Source organism: Burkholderia crassaminum (assembly GCF_964265005.1).
GTDB lineage: Bacteria > Pseudomonadota > Gammaproteobacteria > Burkholderiales > Burkholderiaceae > Burkholderia.
The window spans coordinates 69,035-83,531 of record NZ_OZ183799.1; the positions used below are offsets into that span (position 1 = coordinate 69,035).

General features: G+C 68.4%; 14 protein-coding genes. 3 read left to right on the forward strand and 11 right to left on the reverse strand.

The genetic code is table 11. From position 1 onward, the window contains the following. Positions 1-239 precede the first annotated feature (239 nt). Positions 240-1,796 (forward strand): efflux transporter outer membrane subunit, encoded by a 1,557-nt coding sequence (locus tag ACPTTF_RS00280; RefSeq protein WP_423369955.1) that lies wholly within the window; start codon positions 240-242, stop codon positions 1,794-1,796. Positions 1,797-1,818: 22 nt separating this feature from the next. Here ACPTTF_RS00280 and ACPTTF_RS00285 read toward each other — a convergent pair whose 3' ends face one another. Genes ACPTTF_RS00285 through gspG form a run of 8 tightly spaced genes read right to left on the reverse strand, consistent with a single transcriptional unit; the run spans position 1,819 to position 7,897 of the window. Next, complete coding sequence (locus ACPTTF_RS00285; protein ID WP_423369956.1) at positions 1,819-2,607, reverse strand: type II secretion system protein N; 789 nt, start codon at positions 2,605-2,607, stop codon at positions 1,819-1,821. Between the two features lie 31 nt (positions 2,608-2,638). Beyond that, the gene (gspM, locus tag ACPTTF_RS00290) at positions 2,639-3,154 is read right to left on the reverse strand and encodes a type II secretion system protein GspM (RefSeq protein ID WP_423369957.1); all 516 of its coding nucleotides are present in this window, start codon (positions 3,152-3,154) and stop codon (positions 2,639-2,641) included. Then, positions 3,151-4,509 carry a type II secretion system protein GspL gene (gene gspL, locus ACPTTF_RS00295; protein ID WP_423369958.1) on the reverse strand — a complete coding sequence of 453 codons (1,359 nt, stop codon included), beginning with the start codon at positions 4,507-4,509 and terminating at the stop codon, positions 3,151-3,153. The genes gspM and gspL overlap by 4 nt, the downstream gene beginning before the upstream one ends. 26 nt (positions 4,510-4,535) lie before the next feature. Further along, positions 4,536-5,669 (reverse strand): type II secretion system minor pseudopilin GspK, encoded by a 1,134-nt coding sequence (gspK, locus tag ACPTTF_RS00300; RefSeq protein ID WP_423369959.1) that lies wholly within the window; start codon positions 5,667-5,669, stop codon positions 4,536-4,538. 2 nt (positions 5,670-5,671) lie between these two features. Next, positions 5,672-6,331 (reverse strand): PulJ/GspJ family protein, encoded by a 660-nt coding sequence (locus ACPTTF_RS00305; protein ID WP_407062446.1) that lies wholly within the window; start codon positions 6,329-6,331, stop codon positions 5,672-5,674. A 7-nt stretch (positions 6,332-6,338) separates the two neighbouring features. Further along, positions 6,339-6,854, reverse strand: a complete 516-nt coding sequence (gene gspI / locus ACPTTF_RS00310; protein ID WP_423371831.1) for a type II secretion system minor pseudopilin GspI — start codon at positions 6,852-6,854, stop codon at positions 6,339-6,341. 2 nt (positions 6,855-6,856) lie between these two features. Continuing rightward, a complete protein-coding gene (locus tag ACPTTF_RS00315; RefSeq protein ID WP_423369960.1) occupies positions 6,857-7,405 on the reverse strand; it encodes a GspH/FimT family pseudopilin in 549 nt (182 codons plus the stop codon). 39 nt (positions 7,406-7,444) lie between these two features. After that, positions 7,445-7,897 (reverse strand): type II secretion system major pseudopilin GspG, encoded by a 453-nt coding sequence (gene gspG / locus ACPTTF_RS00320; RefSeq protein ID WP_423369961.1) that lies wholly within the window; start codon positions 7,895-7,897, stop codon positions 7,445-7,447. A 175-nt stretch (positions 7,898-8,072) separates the two neighbouring features. Here gspG and ACPTTF_RS00325 point away from each other — a divergent pair, with 175 nt between their 5' ends. After that, positions 8,073-8,483, forward strand: a complete 411-nt coding sequence (locus ACPTTF_RS00325; RefSeq protein WP_048247967.1) for a general secretion pathway protein GspC — start codon at positions 8,073-8,075, stop codon at positions 8,481-8,483. Positions 8,484-8,513: 30 nt separating this feature from the next. On the opposite strand, the gene gspF is transcribed toward ACPTTF_RS00325, so the two are convergent. Genes gspF through gspD form a run of 3 tightly spaced genes read right to left on the reverse strand, consistent with a single transcriptional unit; the run spans position 8,514 to position 13,577 of the window. Beyond that, the gene (gene gspF, locus ACPTTF_RS00330; RefSeq protein ID WP_166963953.1) at positions 8,514-9,731 is read right to left on the reverse strand and encodes a type II secretion system inner membrane protein GspF; all 1,218 of its coding nucleotides are present in this window, start codon (positions 9,729-9,731) and stop codon (positions 8,514-8,516) included. 4 nt (positions 9,732-9,735) lie between these two features. After that, positions 9,736-11,235, reverse strand: a complete 1,500-nt coding sequence (gspE, locus tag ACPTTF_RS00335) for a type II secretion system ATPase GspE (RefSeq protein ID WP_423369962.1) — start codon at positions 11,233-11,235, stop codon at positions 9,736-9,738. Beyond that, entirely contained in the window at positions 11,232-13,577 is a 2,346-nt protein-coding gene (gspD, locus tag ACPTTF_RS00340; RefSeq protein ID WP_423369963.1) for a type II secretion system secretin GspD, read from the reverse strand. Before gspD ends, gspE begins: the two co-directional genes overlap by 4 nt. 367 nt (positions 13,578-13,944) lie before the next feature. Between gspD and ACPTTF_RS00345 the strand changes: the two genes are divergently transcribed. Further along, positions 13,945-14,394: a lytic transglycosylase domain-containing protein gene (locus ACPTTF_RS00345; protein ID WP_423369964.1), complete on the forward strand. Its 450-nt coding sequence runs from the start codon at positions 13,945-13,947 to the stop codon at positions 14,392-14,394. Positions 14,395-14,497: the final 103 nt, after the last annotated feature.

Here is a 14,497-nt window from a genome sequence, read left to right on the forward strand (position 1 = left end):
GACCAAGCGCGCCGGCCGCGCCCCGCACGGCCGGCGTCGCACGCCCACCTTCCCGCCAGCGAGCCGTAATGGCCGGTAAACCGGCCGCTCGCGCCGGTAACACATTCCTGTCGCCGCGCACCGTACCCTTGGGGCTGCGCAGCTTCCCCGCCGTCAGTTACCATTTGTCCGCCAGCGGCACGACGACCGCATCGCGCGACGCCGCTCGCCGGACCTCGCGCCCAGACAGGAAAATCACCATGCCGTACGCCTCCCTCCCGCGCGCCCTTCGCCCGCTGAGCGCCGCCGTCGCCGTCGCGACGGCCGTGCTGCTCGCCGGCTGCGCCGTCGGGCCCGACTATCATCGGCCCGACACGTCGATCCCCGCCGCGTACAAGGAAGCGCCGGCCGGCTGGAAGGTCGCGCAACCCGCCGACCGCACCGACCGCGGCCCGTGGTGGACGGTCTACAACGATCCGCAGCTCGATGCGCTGATCGGCAAGCTCAACGCCTCGAACCAGACCATCGCGCAATCGGCGGCCGCATACCGGCAGGCACGTGCGCTCGTCACCGAGGCACGTGCCGCATATTTCCCGACTGTCGGCTTCACGGGTTCGGCCACGCGCTCGCGCTCCGCGGTGTCGTCGGCGGCCGCCAGCAGCGGCATCAATAGCGGCCCGATCAACACGAACTACAACATCGGCCTCGACGCGTCGTGGGAACCCGACCTGTGGGGCAAGGTGAGCCGGACCGTCAGCGCGCAGCGCGCCGGCGAAGCGGCCGCCGCGGCCGATCTCGCGAACGCGCGGCTGTCGCAGCAGGCGCTGCTCGCGCAAACCTATTTCCAGCTGCGCACGTCCGATGCGCTGCAGAAGCTGCTCGACGACACCGTGAAGTCGTACCAGCAGTCGCTGACGCTCACGCAGAACCAGTACGCGCAGGGCGTCGCCGCGCGCGCGGACGTGATCCAGGCGCAGACGCAACTGCAGAGCGCGCAGGCGTCCGCGATCGACAATGGCGTCGCACGCGCGCAGTACGAGCATGCGATCGCGACGTTGATCGGCGAACCGGCATCGACCTTCTCGCTGCCGCCGAATCCCCTCGCCGCCGAGCCGCCGATCACGCCGGTCGACGTGCCGTCCGCAATCCTCGAACGCCGGCCCGACATCGCGGCGGCCGAACGGCGCGCGGCATCCGCAAACGAGCAGATCGGCGTCGCGATCGCCGCGTTCTTCCCAACCCTCACGCTGTCTGCCACCGGCGGCTTCCAGAGCTCTGTGTGGTCGCAGCTGTTCACGCTGCCGGCGCGTTTCTGGACGGTCGGCCCGCAGCTCGCGGCCACGCTGTTCGACGCAGGGTTGCGCGCCGCGCAGACCGACGCCGCGCGTGCGACCTACGACCAGGACGTCGCCGCGTACCGCCTCGCGGTGCTCACCGCGTTCCAGGACGTCGAGGACAATCTCGCGTCGCAGCGCATCCTCGCGCAGGAAATCGACGTGCAGCGGCAGGCCGTCGACAGCGCCGAGCACGCGCTCGCGATCGTCACGAACCAGTACAAGGCCGGCACGGTCGCCTACCTGAACGTGCTGACCGCGCAGACCACCGCGTTCACCGCGCAGCAGAAACTCTCGACGATCGCCGGGCAGCGGATGGTGTCGTCGGTCGGGCTCGTGAAGGCGCTCGGCGGCGGCTGGAATGTCTCGGAGATGGCGCGTGAGAACGGCGACATGGCGGCGCCGGCAGCCGTGCCGGCGTCCGGTGCGGCCGCGCCGGCGGCCACCGCACCATCGGTCGCCACACCGCTCGCGCAGAAGTAGGAAGGGCGGGGCGACGCGCGCGTCAGCGCTGCGCGTCGCCGAAGATCAGCGAAACCTCGTTGTTCCCGATCGGGTGGCCGAGCAGGTTCAGGAGCCCCGCGAGGTTCGCCTGCTGCTCGGGCGCCGAATGCGCGGTGCCGCGGAACGATCCCTGGGCGGGGCCGAAGTTGCCGTGGCCGTCGAGAAACAGCGGGCCCTGCGTGGTCGACAGGTCGAGATCGGCGCCGGCCCCCTTCGCCTGCAACACCGCGCGGTACGAACCGAGCGGCTTCACGCGCGAGACGCGCGAACTCATCGAATCGATCGTCACCGTCAGCTGGCCGAACGCGTTGTTGCCGATCAGGCGCCAGTCGCTCCAGCCGAGCCGCACGTCGCCTTGCAGGTCGAGCGTGTTGAACGGCGTGCCGAGCCCCGCGACCAGCGACGCGGGCACGGCCATCGTGCCCGCCGACAACACCGCGCCGCGCCACGTCGCATCGAGCGTGACCGCATCCGGCATCGCTTCGGTCTGCCGCATGCGCATCCGCACGCGCCCGGTCAGGAGCGGCCAGAAGCCCGTGGTCCATTCGACCCGGCCCGGCAGCAGCGTCGCCGCGCTCTGGTCGGCCCCCGGCGCGAGCATCAGCGTGCCCGAACCGTGCCATAACGATCCATCCGGATCGACGAGATTCACATGCCCGCCGGTCGCGCGCGCGAACTGCGGCGCGATCCACGCGGCCGGCGCGAGCGCGACGAGCGTCACCGCCGTCGCCAGTCCGCCCGCCAGTACCCACGGCAATGCGGTGGCGAGCCGCTTCATCCCCGGCCTCATCGGCCGACCGCCACTTGCGTCATCCACTGCGTCATTTCTGCGTTGACGGTTGCATCACGGCCGTCAGGTCGACCTGGCCGTCGTCCTTCAGCGCAGTTGCATGCGCCTCGCCGACCTGCACCTTGAACTGCCGGCGCGCATCGTCGAGCCACTGCGTCCACGCCGGGAACGACACGTTCTTCATCTGGACCTGCACGCCGTTGCCGACGATCTGTACCTGCGCACCCTGCATTCCGTGATCGGACAGCGACGCGGTCAGCGCGTCCTTCAGTGCGAGGCCGGTCGGCGCCACGCCCTGCGCGGCGACCGTCAGCGACTTCGCCTCGTTCGCCTGCGCGGTCATCTGTGCAAGCTCGAGGCGCATCGTCGGCAGTTCGCGCTGGATCCGCGCGCGGCCTTCCTGCGCGGGCGACCACAGCACCGAATACGCGATCGCGACCGCCAGCACGGCGCCGCCCCAGCCGAGCAGCATTTTTTCGCGTGGCGAGCGCTCGCCCCAGAACTGGGCCAGCGTCTGGTTCAGCTGGTTGAGTTGTTCCGTTTTCATGAGCGGCTCCGGATCGTCCATTTGCCCGTGTTGCTGTCGACTTCGCCGGACAGTCCGTTACGCGCGAGGCGCTGCGTGAAATCGGGATCGACCTTGACCTCCGGCTTGAAGGCGACGTCGAGCCGCCGGTCGTGATAGTCGAGCGACGCGATGCCGTTCAGCGGCAGCGCGCCCATCGAACGCGACAGCCCGCTCGACAGCGCGAGGAAATCGTTCGGCGACAGCTCGCCGGCCGCCAGGCGCAGCTGGTCGAGCTGGCGCTGCATCTGCGCGGGCGGATCGAGCACCGTCGTCGTCTTCGGGAACGCGGACAGCAGCGTCTCGGTGATCTGCGCCGACAGCGCATCGCGCTCGCGCGACAGCTTCCACCAGTGCAGGTTCATCCCGATCACCGCCACGCCGAGCGTCACCGCGGCGAGTGCGAGCGGCACGCGCAGGCGCTTCACCGTCGCGCGGTCGAAGCGCCACGGCTGCGATTCGAATTCGAACTGGCACAGGTCGAACTTCTCGGTCAGCGCGCGCCGCGCGAACGCGTCGAACGACAGCGGCACGGCACCCGGCAGCAGCGGGCCGTCGGTGCGGCCGACCGACGCGAGCCGCGGCTCCGCGCCCGGTTCGCCGAGTTCGTACAGCTCGACGTCGCCGCCGCCCGCGAGCGCAGCCAGCGTGCCGGCCGCGCGCGACGCGGGTGCCGCAAAGCCTTCGCCGAGCGCACCGCGCGCGACCGCGAGTTCGAGGCGCGGCGCACCGGCCGCCGCCGGCAGCGCGCCGGCCTCGACGAGCACCGGTTCGACCGATGCCGCGAGGCCGAGCACCGCGGCCACCGTCGTCGGGCGGGCCGGCGGCGCGTCGACGGCGTCCGCGGCAACCGCGGCGGCATCGACCTCGCTGTCGGCCGGCGCGGCGCTTGCGTGCGGCGCCGGCAGGCAGCGGGTCGCGGGCACCGCGCTCAGGTGCCGGTGGCCGGCCGCCGTGAACGCCTCGCAGATCGTGCGGAACCACGCGCGATCGACGACGGCCAGCACGCGGCGCCCGTCGGGCAGCGCGTCCGGATCGAGCGCGATATGACAGCCGAGCGGATCCTGGATCAGTTGATCCTCGACGATGTTGGGCAGCGCCTGACGCAGCTTCGGACCCTTGAGCGGCGGCACGGCCGCGGCCAGCAGCAGCACGTCGCGCGCGGCGACGATCAGCACCGTCGCATTCGCGCGCGGCAGCAGCGCAAGCGCGGCGCGGCCGGCGCGCTGCACATGGCCGGCCTTGTCGACGAGCGTGAACGGCAGCTCGGGCCACTGCCATTCCTGCAACGGCACGGCAGGCTCGCGCGGCGGCAAAGAAACAATCAACGTGCTCACAAGAGCTCCTCTCCCGATTGGCGTCGTTATAGCTGGTCGCGGATGCGCACGACCCGTGTCGAGTGCGTGGTCGGATCACGATACACGAGCGAAGTGCGATCGACCTCCGCGCGTTCGTGCTGGATCCGGCCATGCACGATGAAATAGCTCGAATTGACGTCGACGAGGCTCGAATCGAGCGTCACGTTCGGCGGCGCACCGGCGCCGCGCAGCGCGAGCTGCACGTCGGCGGTGTTGCGGAAAAACACGGTCTCGCGGCGCGACACGAGCGCCTGCGCGGACGACACGCTCATCCCCGGCATCAGCGCCGCGATCACCTCGGCCGGCGCGGTGTTCATGTTCACGGGGGTCGTGGTCGGCAGCACGGTGACGAACGGGCGCAGCCGCGCGACCATCTCGGGCGTCACGCCATCGACGTCGAGCAGGCTGTCGACACCCGTCATCATCAGCGGCGCGGGCCCGCGATCGCCGCCCGTCATGCCCGGATCGTCGGTAAAGCCGCCGCCACCCTGCTGATCGGTCGTCACCGGCGCGGTGACTGGCGGCGCCGTGCCGCCACCCGGCAGCGTCGGCATCTGGAAACGCGTCGCCGAATTCAGCAGGCCCGCGCGCACCTGCAGCGCGATGCGTTTCGCGAACGCGCCGTCGTAGCCGAGTGTCGTCAGCAGGCGCTGGAACGCCTGGACCTGCGTGACGTTCAACTGCAGCACGCCGGGCGCCGGCGACGCCACGAGGTTGCGCAGGTTGAACTTCGCCTGGGCGTCCTCGATCGAGCCGGAGATATAGGTGTCTTCGCCGCCGGTGTCGTTGGGCGCGCCGATTCGGCCGAGGAAATCCGACAGTTTCGTTTTCGCGATCGGCACGCCCCAGATGCCACCGAGGTACGTGATGCCGGGCGCCGTATCGCCTTCGGAACGCAGGATCATCCGCGTCCAGTCGAGCGCGCCGCGCGCAACCCACTGCGCCTGCGCGATCTCGCGCTGGTTCTCGATGCGGCGGATCTGCACCTGCTGGCGCCACAGCATTCCCGAGACGAGGATTGCCGACAGCGCAACGACGAGCAGCGCGGTGATGATCGCCGCGCCGCGCTGACGGCCGCGCGCCCGCGCGTGACCGGCAGCACGGGCGGCAGGCAATGAACGGTGAGGGCGCGCGCGCATCGTCATTCCCCGACGAGGAAGATGCGCGTGACCGGCACGCGCAGCGACGTCGCACCGATGCTGACCTGCAGCCCTGTCACCGCACGGGTGGGCGGCGCGTTGCCGATCTGCGGCACCTTGAGCGCATCGTTGTTCTGCGCGAGCGCGTCGTCGGCCGTCTGCAGGTTGGTGGTCCAGCCCACGCGCGGCACGTACAGCTTCGCGTCGATCGCGCCGACGCCGCCCATCAGCGCGACCCAGCTCCAGCCTTCGACGCTGCTGTCCTTCAGCGTGCTGCGCAGCCGGTTCGCGTCGTCGATCGGTGGCGACGCATAGCGCACGACGCGCCCGCCGGCGATCCGGTAGCGGACCACCTGCAGCCGCGGCGCGACGCCCGGCACCTCGAGTTCGCGGACGATCTGCAGCGTATTGCCGGCAACGCCGATCGCCGGCTGGCCGGCCTCGTCGTCGGTCGCGGCGAGCCGCGCGTCGATGCGCATCTGGTCGAACATCTGCGCGAACACGCGCTCGTCTTCCATCGCGGCCGCGACCTTGTCGCGACCGCGCATGATCTGGTCGAGCCCGCGCCACGCGAGGATCGCGACCACTGCGAGGATCGCGATCGCGATCATCAGCTCGATCAGCGTGAAGCCGCGGGCGGGGCGGGCGAGCGGGCGTCGCATCGGCGCGTCAGAGCGGACGGCTGGTTTCATTCGCGACCACCGTCACCATCTGCGCGAGCACACCGGTATGCCCGGGCATGCTCACCGAAATCCGGACGCGCCGGAACACCGGGTTGGGCGTGGTGCTCACGCGCTGCGTGCAGACGAGCTGCACGTTGCCTTGCGAGCAGTCGAAACTCTGCTCGCCGATCTCCGGCCACGCATGCGTGAGCCGCATCTGCGCGAGCGCGTTGTCGGCGCTCCAGCCGGCAAGCAGCCGGCGATGAAGATCGGAGGCGTTGGTCGCCATCGTACCGACCGCACGGATCGACGCGGCAAGCGCAACCGCGATGATCGCGAGCGCGACCAGCACCTCGATCATCGTGAAACCGCGCGCCGAAGCAAGCCCACCTGGGGCGTGCGCCCCGACGAGGCCGGCCGCAGGCCGGGCTCCGGATGAAGTACTTCCGGGGCGCCCCGAAGGAAGCCCGCTCGGGGAATGACGCTGCGATGAAGCAACGGGGAAGGGCAGGCGACGACGCATCGTCATTGCACCTCGTAACGGCCGTTGCCGGTGCCGACGATCGTCGCGCTGCCGGCGGCCGAATGCAGCGTCACGCGCACCGGCGTGTCGATGCTCTCGGTGCCGAACATGACGCGGCTCGCGTGCGTGTCGGACCCCGGATAGTCGATGTCGGCGCCCGTGACGCCACCGTCCCAGTCTCGCGGGCGCAACAGGTCGTCACGCAGCGTGCGCCAGCCGTCGGGCGAGCTCACGTCGAAACGGAAGCCGTGCGCGGTCGGTTGCCACGCGATCGGCCGGGCACGCACCTGCGCTTCGTCGCCGGCGGTCTCGAACAGCAGCGCGATGCGCTGCGCTTCCTCGCGCAGGTCGGTGCGCGGATTGCGCGTGAGCGACAGCGACGCGAGCGACACGAGCAGCCCCGCAATCACGAGCACGACCAGCATCTCGAGCAGCGTGAAGCCGCGTGCGCGAAGACGCCGCGCACCGTGCTTCGCCCGCACGGACGAAGCCGCGCCGCGACGCACACGGCAATCGCGGCCGCAGCGGGAGGTCGTGCGAATGGCGAGCATGAAGAACGGGAATGAGGCGTCGATCCGATCAGCGGCGGCTTACTGCCACGAACCGATGTCGCTGTCGTTGCCTTCGCCGCCTTCCTTGCCGTCGGCGCCGTAGCTGAACACGTCGATCTCGCCGTGCACGCCCGGGTTCAGGTACTTGTACCCGTTGCCCCACGGATCGTTCGGCAGGCGCTCGAGGTAGCCGCCGTCCTTCCAGTTGTTCGGGATCGGATCGTTGGACGGCTTCTGGATCAGCGCGTTCAGGCCCTGCTCCTGGGTCGGATAGCGGCCGTTGTCGAGACGGTACAGCTTGAGCGCCTGCATGATCGTGCCGATGTCCTGCTTCGCGGCGATGCGGCGCGCTTCGTCCGGCCGGCTCATGATCTTCGGCACGATCAGCGCCGCCAGGATCCCGAGGATCGCGACCACCACCATGATCTCGATCAGCGTGAAACCGCGCTGACGACGCACGGCCGCGTTGCGGCGAGTGATCCACGTTTGCATGACTGACTACCTCTTTCCAAAAAATGTCGTTGGTTGAGTGACGCACCCGGCGCACCGGACGATTGCCTGACGGCAACCTTCCGGGCCCGCGGGCGCGGAGCACGCATTGTAAGGCGCGCATTGCCGAGGGCTTTCACCCAACGCAAATTTCACATACATCCGTACAATAGCGCGCATGAACGCGCTCTCGATCCGGATCCTTTCCCTAGCCCTCTTCGCGGGTTTGTGCGCGACGGCCACCTACTGGGTCGTCACGCTGTCCGCTCGCGAAGCGCCGCTGCCCGCCGCCGCCGCGCGGCTGCCGATCCGCACCGAGGACGCCGCGGCGCTCTTCGGCGGTCAGCTCGACAAGAATCCCGTGCAGGACATCCACCTGTTCGGCATTCTCTCGCTCGACCGCGGTGCCGCCGCGATCGTCGGCATCGGCGGCGAGCCGCCACGCGCCGTGTCGCTCGGCGCGGACGTCACGCCCGGCGCGAAGCTCGCCGAAGTCCGCCCCCGCTCGATCATCGTCGACCGCAACGGCGCCCGCGCCGAAATCCAGCTGCCGGCGAACACGCCGTCCCCCGCGATCTACATGCGCTGAACGGTAGCGGCCTGACCGACTGTCAGGCCGTTACTGCACCATGTTGTTCAGCTCGATGATCGGCAGCATCACGGCCAGCACGATCACGAGCACGATGCCGCCCATCGCCAGGATCAGCAGCGGCTCGAGCAGGCTCGTCAGGAACATCGTGCGACGCTCGAGCTCGCGTGCTTCGCCTTCGGCCGCGCGATCCAGCATCGTCGTCACGTCGCCCGTCGCTTCGCCGGAACGGATCAGGTGCACGAGCACCGGCGGAAACGTCTTCACGTTGTTCAGCGCGCGCGACAGCGCGGAGCCTTCGCGCACGCGCACGATCGCATCGTCGATGTTCGCGCGCATCGCGCGGTTCGACAGCGTCTCGCCGGCCGCCTGCAACGCGCGCAGGATCGGCACGCCCGCCGCGGTGAGGATGCCGAGCGTGCTCGCGAACCGCACCGTGTTGTAGCCGCGCACGAGCTTGCCCGCGAGCGGCGCGGTCAGGACCCAGCGGTCGAAGCGCAGCCGTGGCCCGTCGCGCGACAGCGTCGCCTTCACGAACCACACGACGAGCGCGACCGCGATCAGGATCGCCCACCACCAGTGCCGCACGAAATCCGACAGCGCCATCATCACGATCGTCAGCACGGGCAGTTGCTGCTTCGTGCTCGCGAACACGTTGACGACCTGCGGCACGACATAACTCAGCAGGAACGTGACGATGCCGAATGCGATCAGCGTGACGATCCCCGGATACGTGAATGCCAGCAGGATCTTCTGCTTCAGTGCGTTGCTCTGCTCGATATAGTCGGCCAGGCGCGACAGCACGATGCCGAGCTTGCCGGTGTGCTCGCCCGCCGCGACGAGCGCGCGGTAGATTTCCGGGAAGTCGCGCGGATGCTGGCCCAGCGCATTCGCAAGCGAATGGCCGCCCAGCACCTCGGCGCGGATCGCGGCCATCAGTTCGCGGATGTAGTCACGCTCGGCCTGCTCGGTCAGCACGCCGAGCGCCTCGTCGAGCGGCAGCCCCGCGATCAGCAGGCTCGCAAGCTGGCGCGTCAGGATCGCCTGTTCGCGCTGCGACAGCTTGCGGCCGAACGCGAGCCGCTGCGACCGCGCCCCGCGCGTCGCGCTGGCGGCCGGCTCGACGACGAGCGGCGTCAGGCCCTGCGTACGCAGCTGGCCGCGCGCGGCACGCGCGCTGTCGGCATCGATGACGCCTTTCTGCGCGCGTCCCGCCGAATCGATTGCTTCGAAACGGAATGCCGGCATCGCGCTATGCGCCTCCCGTCACGCGCAACACTTCCTCGAGCGACGTTGCGCCGGACGCGAGCCAGCGCTCGGCGTCGTCGCGCAGCGTGCGCATCCCGTCCGCACGACCGGCGGCGAGAATCTCCGCGTCGGCCGCGTTGCGGTGGATCAGTGCGCGGATCGACTCGTCGACCAGCAGCAGTTCGTATACACCGCGCCGGCCCGCGTAGCCCGAATGCCCGCACTTGTCGCAGCCGACCGGATGCCACACGGTGCGGCCTTCTTCCTGGCGTTCTTCCTTGCAGACGGAGCAGAGCTGCCGCACGAGCCGCTGCGCGAGCACGCCGAGCAAAGACGATGCGAGCAGGTAGGGCTCGACGCCCATGTCGGTCAGGCGCGTGACGGCCGATGCCGCATCGTTCGTGTGCAGCGTCGCGAGCACGAGGTGGCCCGTCAGCGACGCCTGCACCGCGATCTGCGCGGTTTCGAGGTCGCGGATTTCGCCGATCATGATCACGTCCGGATCCTGGCGCAGGATCGAGCGCAGCGCACGGGCAAAGGTCATCCCGATCCGCTCGTTCACCTGCGTCTGGCCGATGCCGCCGAGGTCGTATTCGATCGGGTCCTCGACGGTCATGATGTTGGTCGTCGCGGTTTCGAGCCGCGACATCGACGCATACAGCGTGGTCGTCTTGCCCGAACCGGTCGGGCCCGTGACGAGCACGATGCCGTGCGGGCGTGCGATCAGCTTGTCGAATTGCGCGAGCGTGTCGCGGCCCATCCCGAGCGCTTCGAGGTTCAGCCGCTGCGCATCCTTTTCCAGCAGACGCAGCACCGCACGCTCGCCGTGCCCGGTCGGCAGCGTCGACACGCGCACGTCGACCGGCCGGCCGCCGACTCGCAGCGTGATGCGGCCGTCCTGCGGCAGGCGCTTCTCCGCAATGTCGAGCTGCGCCATGATCTTGATCCGCGAGATCAGCGCACCGTGCAGCGCCTTCTTCGGCCGCACGACATCACGCAGGGTGCCGTCGACGCGAAAGCGCACGACCGACGCGTTCTCGAACGGTTCGATGTGAATGTCCGACGCCTGTTCGCGCGCCGCTTGCGTGAGCAGCGCGTTGATCATCCGGATGATCGGCGCATCGTCTTCCGATTCGAGCAGATCCTCGACTTCGGGGATGTCCTGCATCAGCCGCGACAGGTCGACTTCGCCTTCGACCTCGCCGACCACCTGCGCCGCGCTGCCGTCGTGACGCGAGTACGCCTGGTTGATCGCCTGCGCGAGCTCGTCGGCCGGCACGCGATGCACGGAGATCGAGCCGAAGTTGCGCGCGATCTCCGCGAGCGCGGCATCGCTCGTGCGTTCGCTGATCCACACCTCGAGCGTGTCGTCGAGCTGGTGCGCGATCAGCACCTGGCCGCTCTTCGCGAAGCCGTACGGCAATAGCCGCGCAGCGAGCGGCGACGGTGGCTGGCGTTCGCCCGGCGCGCCGTCGTGGGCGGAAGACGCGAGCACGTCGCTCACTGCGAGGCTCCCGGCGAGGCGGTCAGCGGCTGTTGCGGCACGGCCTGCAGGGGCACGCCTTGCGGCTGCGCGGGCGTTGCCTCCGGCAACGGCTGCGCCGGAACCGGCACCACCTGGCGCTGCAGCTGCTGGCGACGCATCTTGTCGAGATCGAACAGGTTGCCGGCGGCCGTGCCGCCCTGGCTCGGGCCGATCGGCATCGGCGGGACGACCGGATCGTCCTTGTCGCGGATCACGTTGTTGTCCGACTTGTACGCGCCCGTCACGCCCTGGATGTAGTCATAGCGGTTCGACGTGACTTCCTGCGCGGTACTGCGATCGGAGATGATCACCGGGCGCAGGAACACCATCAGGTTGGTTTTTGCGCGTACCTTCGATTCGGAACGGAACAGCTGGCCGATCCACGGGATGTCGCCGAGCAGCGGCACCTTGCTGTTCGACACCTGGTAGTTGTCCTGCATCAAGCCGCCGAGCACGATGATCTCGCCGTTGTCCGCGAGAATCGTCGACTGGATCGAGCGCTTCGTGAAAGTCGGGCCGGTCTGCGCGCTCGTGGTACCCGAGACAACCGCCGAATCCTCGGTGTAGAGCTGCAGCTTGAGGATCCCGCCTTCGGTAATCTGCGGCTTCACGTGCAGCGTTAGGCCGACGTCGCGGCGATCGTAGGTATTGAACGCATTGTTCGTATTGCCGCTCGTCAGGTTCGAGTACGAACCGGTCGCGATCGGCACGTTCTGGCCGACGACGATCTTCGCTTCCTCGTTGTCGAGCGTGATCAGGTTCGGTGTCGACAGCACGTTCGCGTCGCTCACGCCTGCGAAATACTGCAGTAGTGCACCGAGCCCCTGCACGCCGAACATGTTGTGCAGCCAGCCGATGTTGAGGCCCTGGCTCAGCGCCCCGAGATTGTTGGCGAGCCCGCCCCCGGTGATTCCGCCGGCGGCGTTGGTCACACCGCCAGCCGTCAGGTTGATGATGCTGTTGCCCAGGCCCAGCCCGGGGTTCAGGTTCGTGCCGCCGAGAAACTGCCCGCTCGCCACCTGCCACTGGATGCCGAGGTTGCCCTGCGACGTCGAGTTCAGCTCGACGATCAGCGCCTCGATATAGACCTGCGCGCGCCGCGCATCAAGCTGGTCGATCACCGAGCGCAGGTTCCGGTAAACCGGATCCGACGCGGTGATGATCAGCGAGTTGGTCGCTGCATCAGCCTGGATCATCCCGCCGGGCTGGTTGTCGTCGCCCTTGTCCTTGTCGCCGCCGAGCAGGCCGCCGCTGCCGAGGCCGCCGCCGCTGCCCGACGAACCGCCGTACCCCGACGAGGACGACGAACCACCGAGGCCGCCCGACGGCAGCGGCGGGGTGCCGGACGTGCCGGTCGAGAAGTTGCCGCTCGACGACGAGCCGCCGTTCTGGTTGAAGCTGTTCGCATCGTTGGACGACGCCGACGAGCCGCTGTCGCTGCCACTTCCCTTGCCTAGCATTCCGCGCAGCGTCTTCGCGAGCTTCACCGCATCGGCATTGCGCAGCGCGACGACGTGCATGTTGCCGGGCACCCCGCTCGGCGCGTCGAGCTGCTGCACGAGCCGCTTCGCGGCCGCGAGGCGCGACGCGCTCGATGCGCGCAGCATCAGCGAGTTGGTCCGCGGGTCGGCCGTGACCGACACCTTCAGCGTCGCATCGCTGTTGCCGATCGCGCCCGGGTCGAGCATTTTCTGCAGCTGCGCGGCGAGGTCGATCGCGTTCGCGTTGCGCAGCGGAACGATCTGCACCTGCGCGCCCGCGGCGCTGTCGACGCCCGCGATGATCTGCGCGATGCGCCGCACGTTGTCCGCGTAGTCGGTCACGACGATCGTGTTGTTCGCCGGGTAGGCAGTGACCGTATTGTTCGGCGAGATCAGCGGCCGCAGCACGGGCAGCAGGTTGTTCGCAGATTCATTGTGCAGCTCGAACACCTGCGTAATCACCTGGTCGCCGCGCGCCTGCGGCGCATTGCCGACGTAGGTCGGCACGCCCTGCAGCTTCGCGTCGGCCTCGGGCACGACCTTCAGCACGCCGTGATCCTGCACGAGCGCGAAGCCCTGCATGCGCAGCGCCGACTGCAGCGTCTTCAGTGCCTGGTCTTCCGGCACCGGCCGTTCGGCCACGAGGTTGAGCTGCCCCTTCACGCGGGGGTCGACGATGATGGTCTTGCCGGTTGCGGCGCCGATCGCCTTGGCGACCTGGTCGATATCCGCGTTCACGAAGTTGAGCGTGACCTGAGCGTAGGCGGCCTGCGAGACGATGATGCCGGCGACGATCAAGGTCGTGGCGACACGCCGCATAACGAAGCGATTTCTTGTCATGGATGAATGGGTCGATGCCGGCTCAGGCCACTTCCGGCGGTAGTGCTGGGATCCAAGTCCTAAAGAGGCGACATTAGCAGTTTTTCATGTCCGAAATATCACATTGATCCGAGGACTGTCTCACATACGACATGTATCCAGCGAGTCGTATGCAATATGTAAGATTCGGCGCTATTCTCGGCATCCCGGTCATCGCCCCCGTTTCACGATGAACCGACACGGAAATGCGGTATAACCGGGCTGCCGTATTCCTGTATGTCGCAAGCTGACGGACTGTCGGTATGATACGGGCGGCACGTTTCTCGTCGCACGAATAACAGGCACGGGTTTTCCCGACCTTCGCGCAATTTATTATCGATTCCGCACCATGAACAGACGGTTCGTTTCGATCGCGTTGATTTCCGCCGGCGCAAGTTTCGCCAGCGCGAATGCTCGCGCGGACTGTTTCGACGAAGCGGCCAGATATCAGCAGGTCAATCCGCTGATCCTGCGTGCGATCGCGTGGCAGGAGTCGCGCAACCGGCCCGGCGCGCTGAACAAGAACACGAACGGTTCGGTCGACTACGGCCTGATGCAGATCAACTCGATCCACCTGCCGACGCTGTCGCGCTACGGGATCGGCCGCGACACGCTGATGGAGCCGTGCAAGAACGTCTACATCGCCGCGTGGCATCTCAAGCAGAAGATGAACCGCTACGGCAACACGTGGCAGGCCGTCGGTGCCTATCATTCGGAAACCCCGTCACTGCGTGACAAGTACGCACGTCAGATCGCCGGCATCCTGACGCAATGGAAGCTGCTGCCGCCCACGCAATGACGCTGCGGCCGAGCGCGGCCTGACGCCGTCCCGGCCGGCCGGCGCGCGTTTGATGCACAATGCGGATCTCACGCCGCAATTTCGCCCGTCCGCGGGACGATCG

Bases quoted from the DNA above. Each gene is read 5' to 3' on its own strand.
- ACPTTF_RS00280 (WP_423369955.1), top strand. From the start codon at position 240: ATGCCGTACGCCTCCCTCCCGCGCGCCCTTCGCCCGCTGAGCGCCGCC.
- ACPTTF_RS00285 (WP_423369956.1), bottom strand. From the start codon at position 2,607: ATGAGGCCGGGGATGAAGCGGCTCGCCACCGCATTGCCGTGGGTACTG.
- gspM (WP_423369957.1), bottom strand. From the start codon at position 3,154: ATGAAAACGGAACAACTCAACCAGCTGAACCAGACGCTGGCCCAGTTC.
- gspK (WP_423369959.1), bottom strand. From the start codon at position 5,669: ATGCGCGCGCGCCCTCACCGTTCATTGCCTGCCGCCCGTGCTGCCGGT.
- ACPTTF_RS00305 (WP_407062446.1), bottom strand. From the start codon at position 6,331: ATGCGACGCCCGCTCGCCCGCCCCGCCCGCGGCTTCACGCTGATCGAG.
- gspI (WP_423371831.1), bottom strand. From the start codon at position 6,854: ATGCGTCGTCGCCTGCCCTTCCCCGTTGCTTCATCGCAGCGTCATTCC.
- ACPTTF_RS00315 (WP_423369960.1), bottom strand. From the start codon at position 7,405: ATGCTCGCCATTCGCACGACCTCCCGCTGCGGCCGCGATTGCCGTGTG.
- gspG (WP_423369961.1), bottom strand. From the start codon at position 7,897: ATGCAAACGTGGATCACTCGCCGCAACGCGGCCGTGCGTCGTCAGCGC.
- ACPTTF_RS00325 (WP_048247967.1), top strand. From the start codon at position 8,073: ATGAACGCGCTCTCGATCCGGATCCTTTCCCTAGCCCTCTTCGCGGGT.
- gspF (WP_166963953.1), bottom strand. From the start codon at position 9,731: ATGCCGGCATTCCGTTTCGAAGCAATCGATTCGGCGGGACGCGCGCAG.
- gspD (WP_423369963.1), bottom strand. From the start codon at position 13,577: ATGACAAGAAATCGCTTCGTTATGCGGCGTGTCGCCACGACCTTGATC.
- ACPTTF_RS00345 (WP_423369964.1), top strand. From the start codon at position 13,945: ATGAACAGACGGTTCGTTTCGATCGCGTTGATTTCCGCCGGCGCAAGT.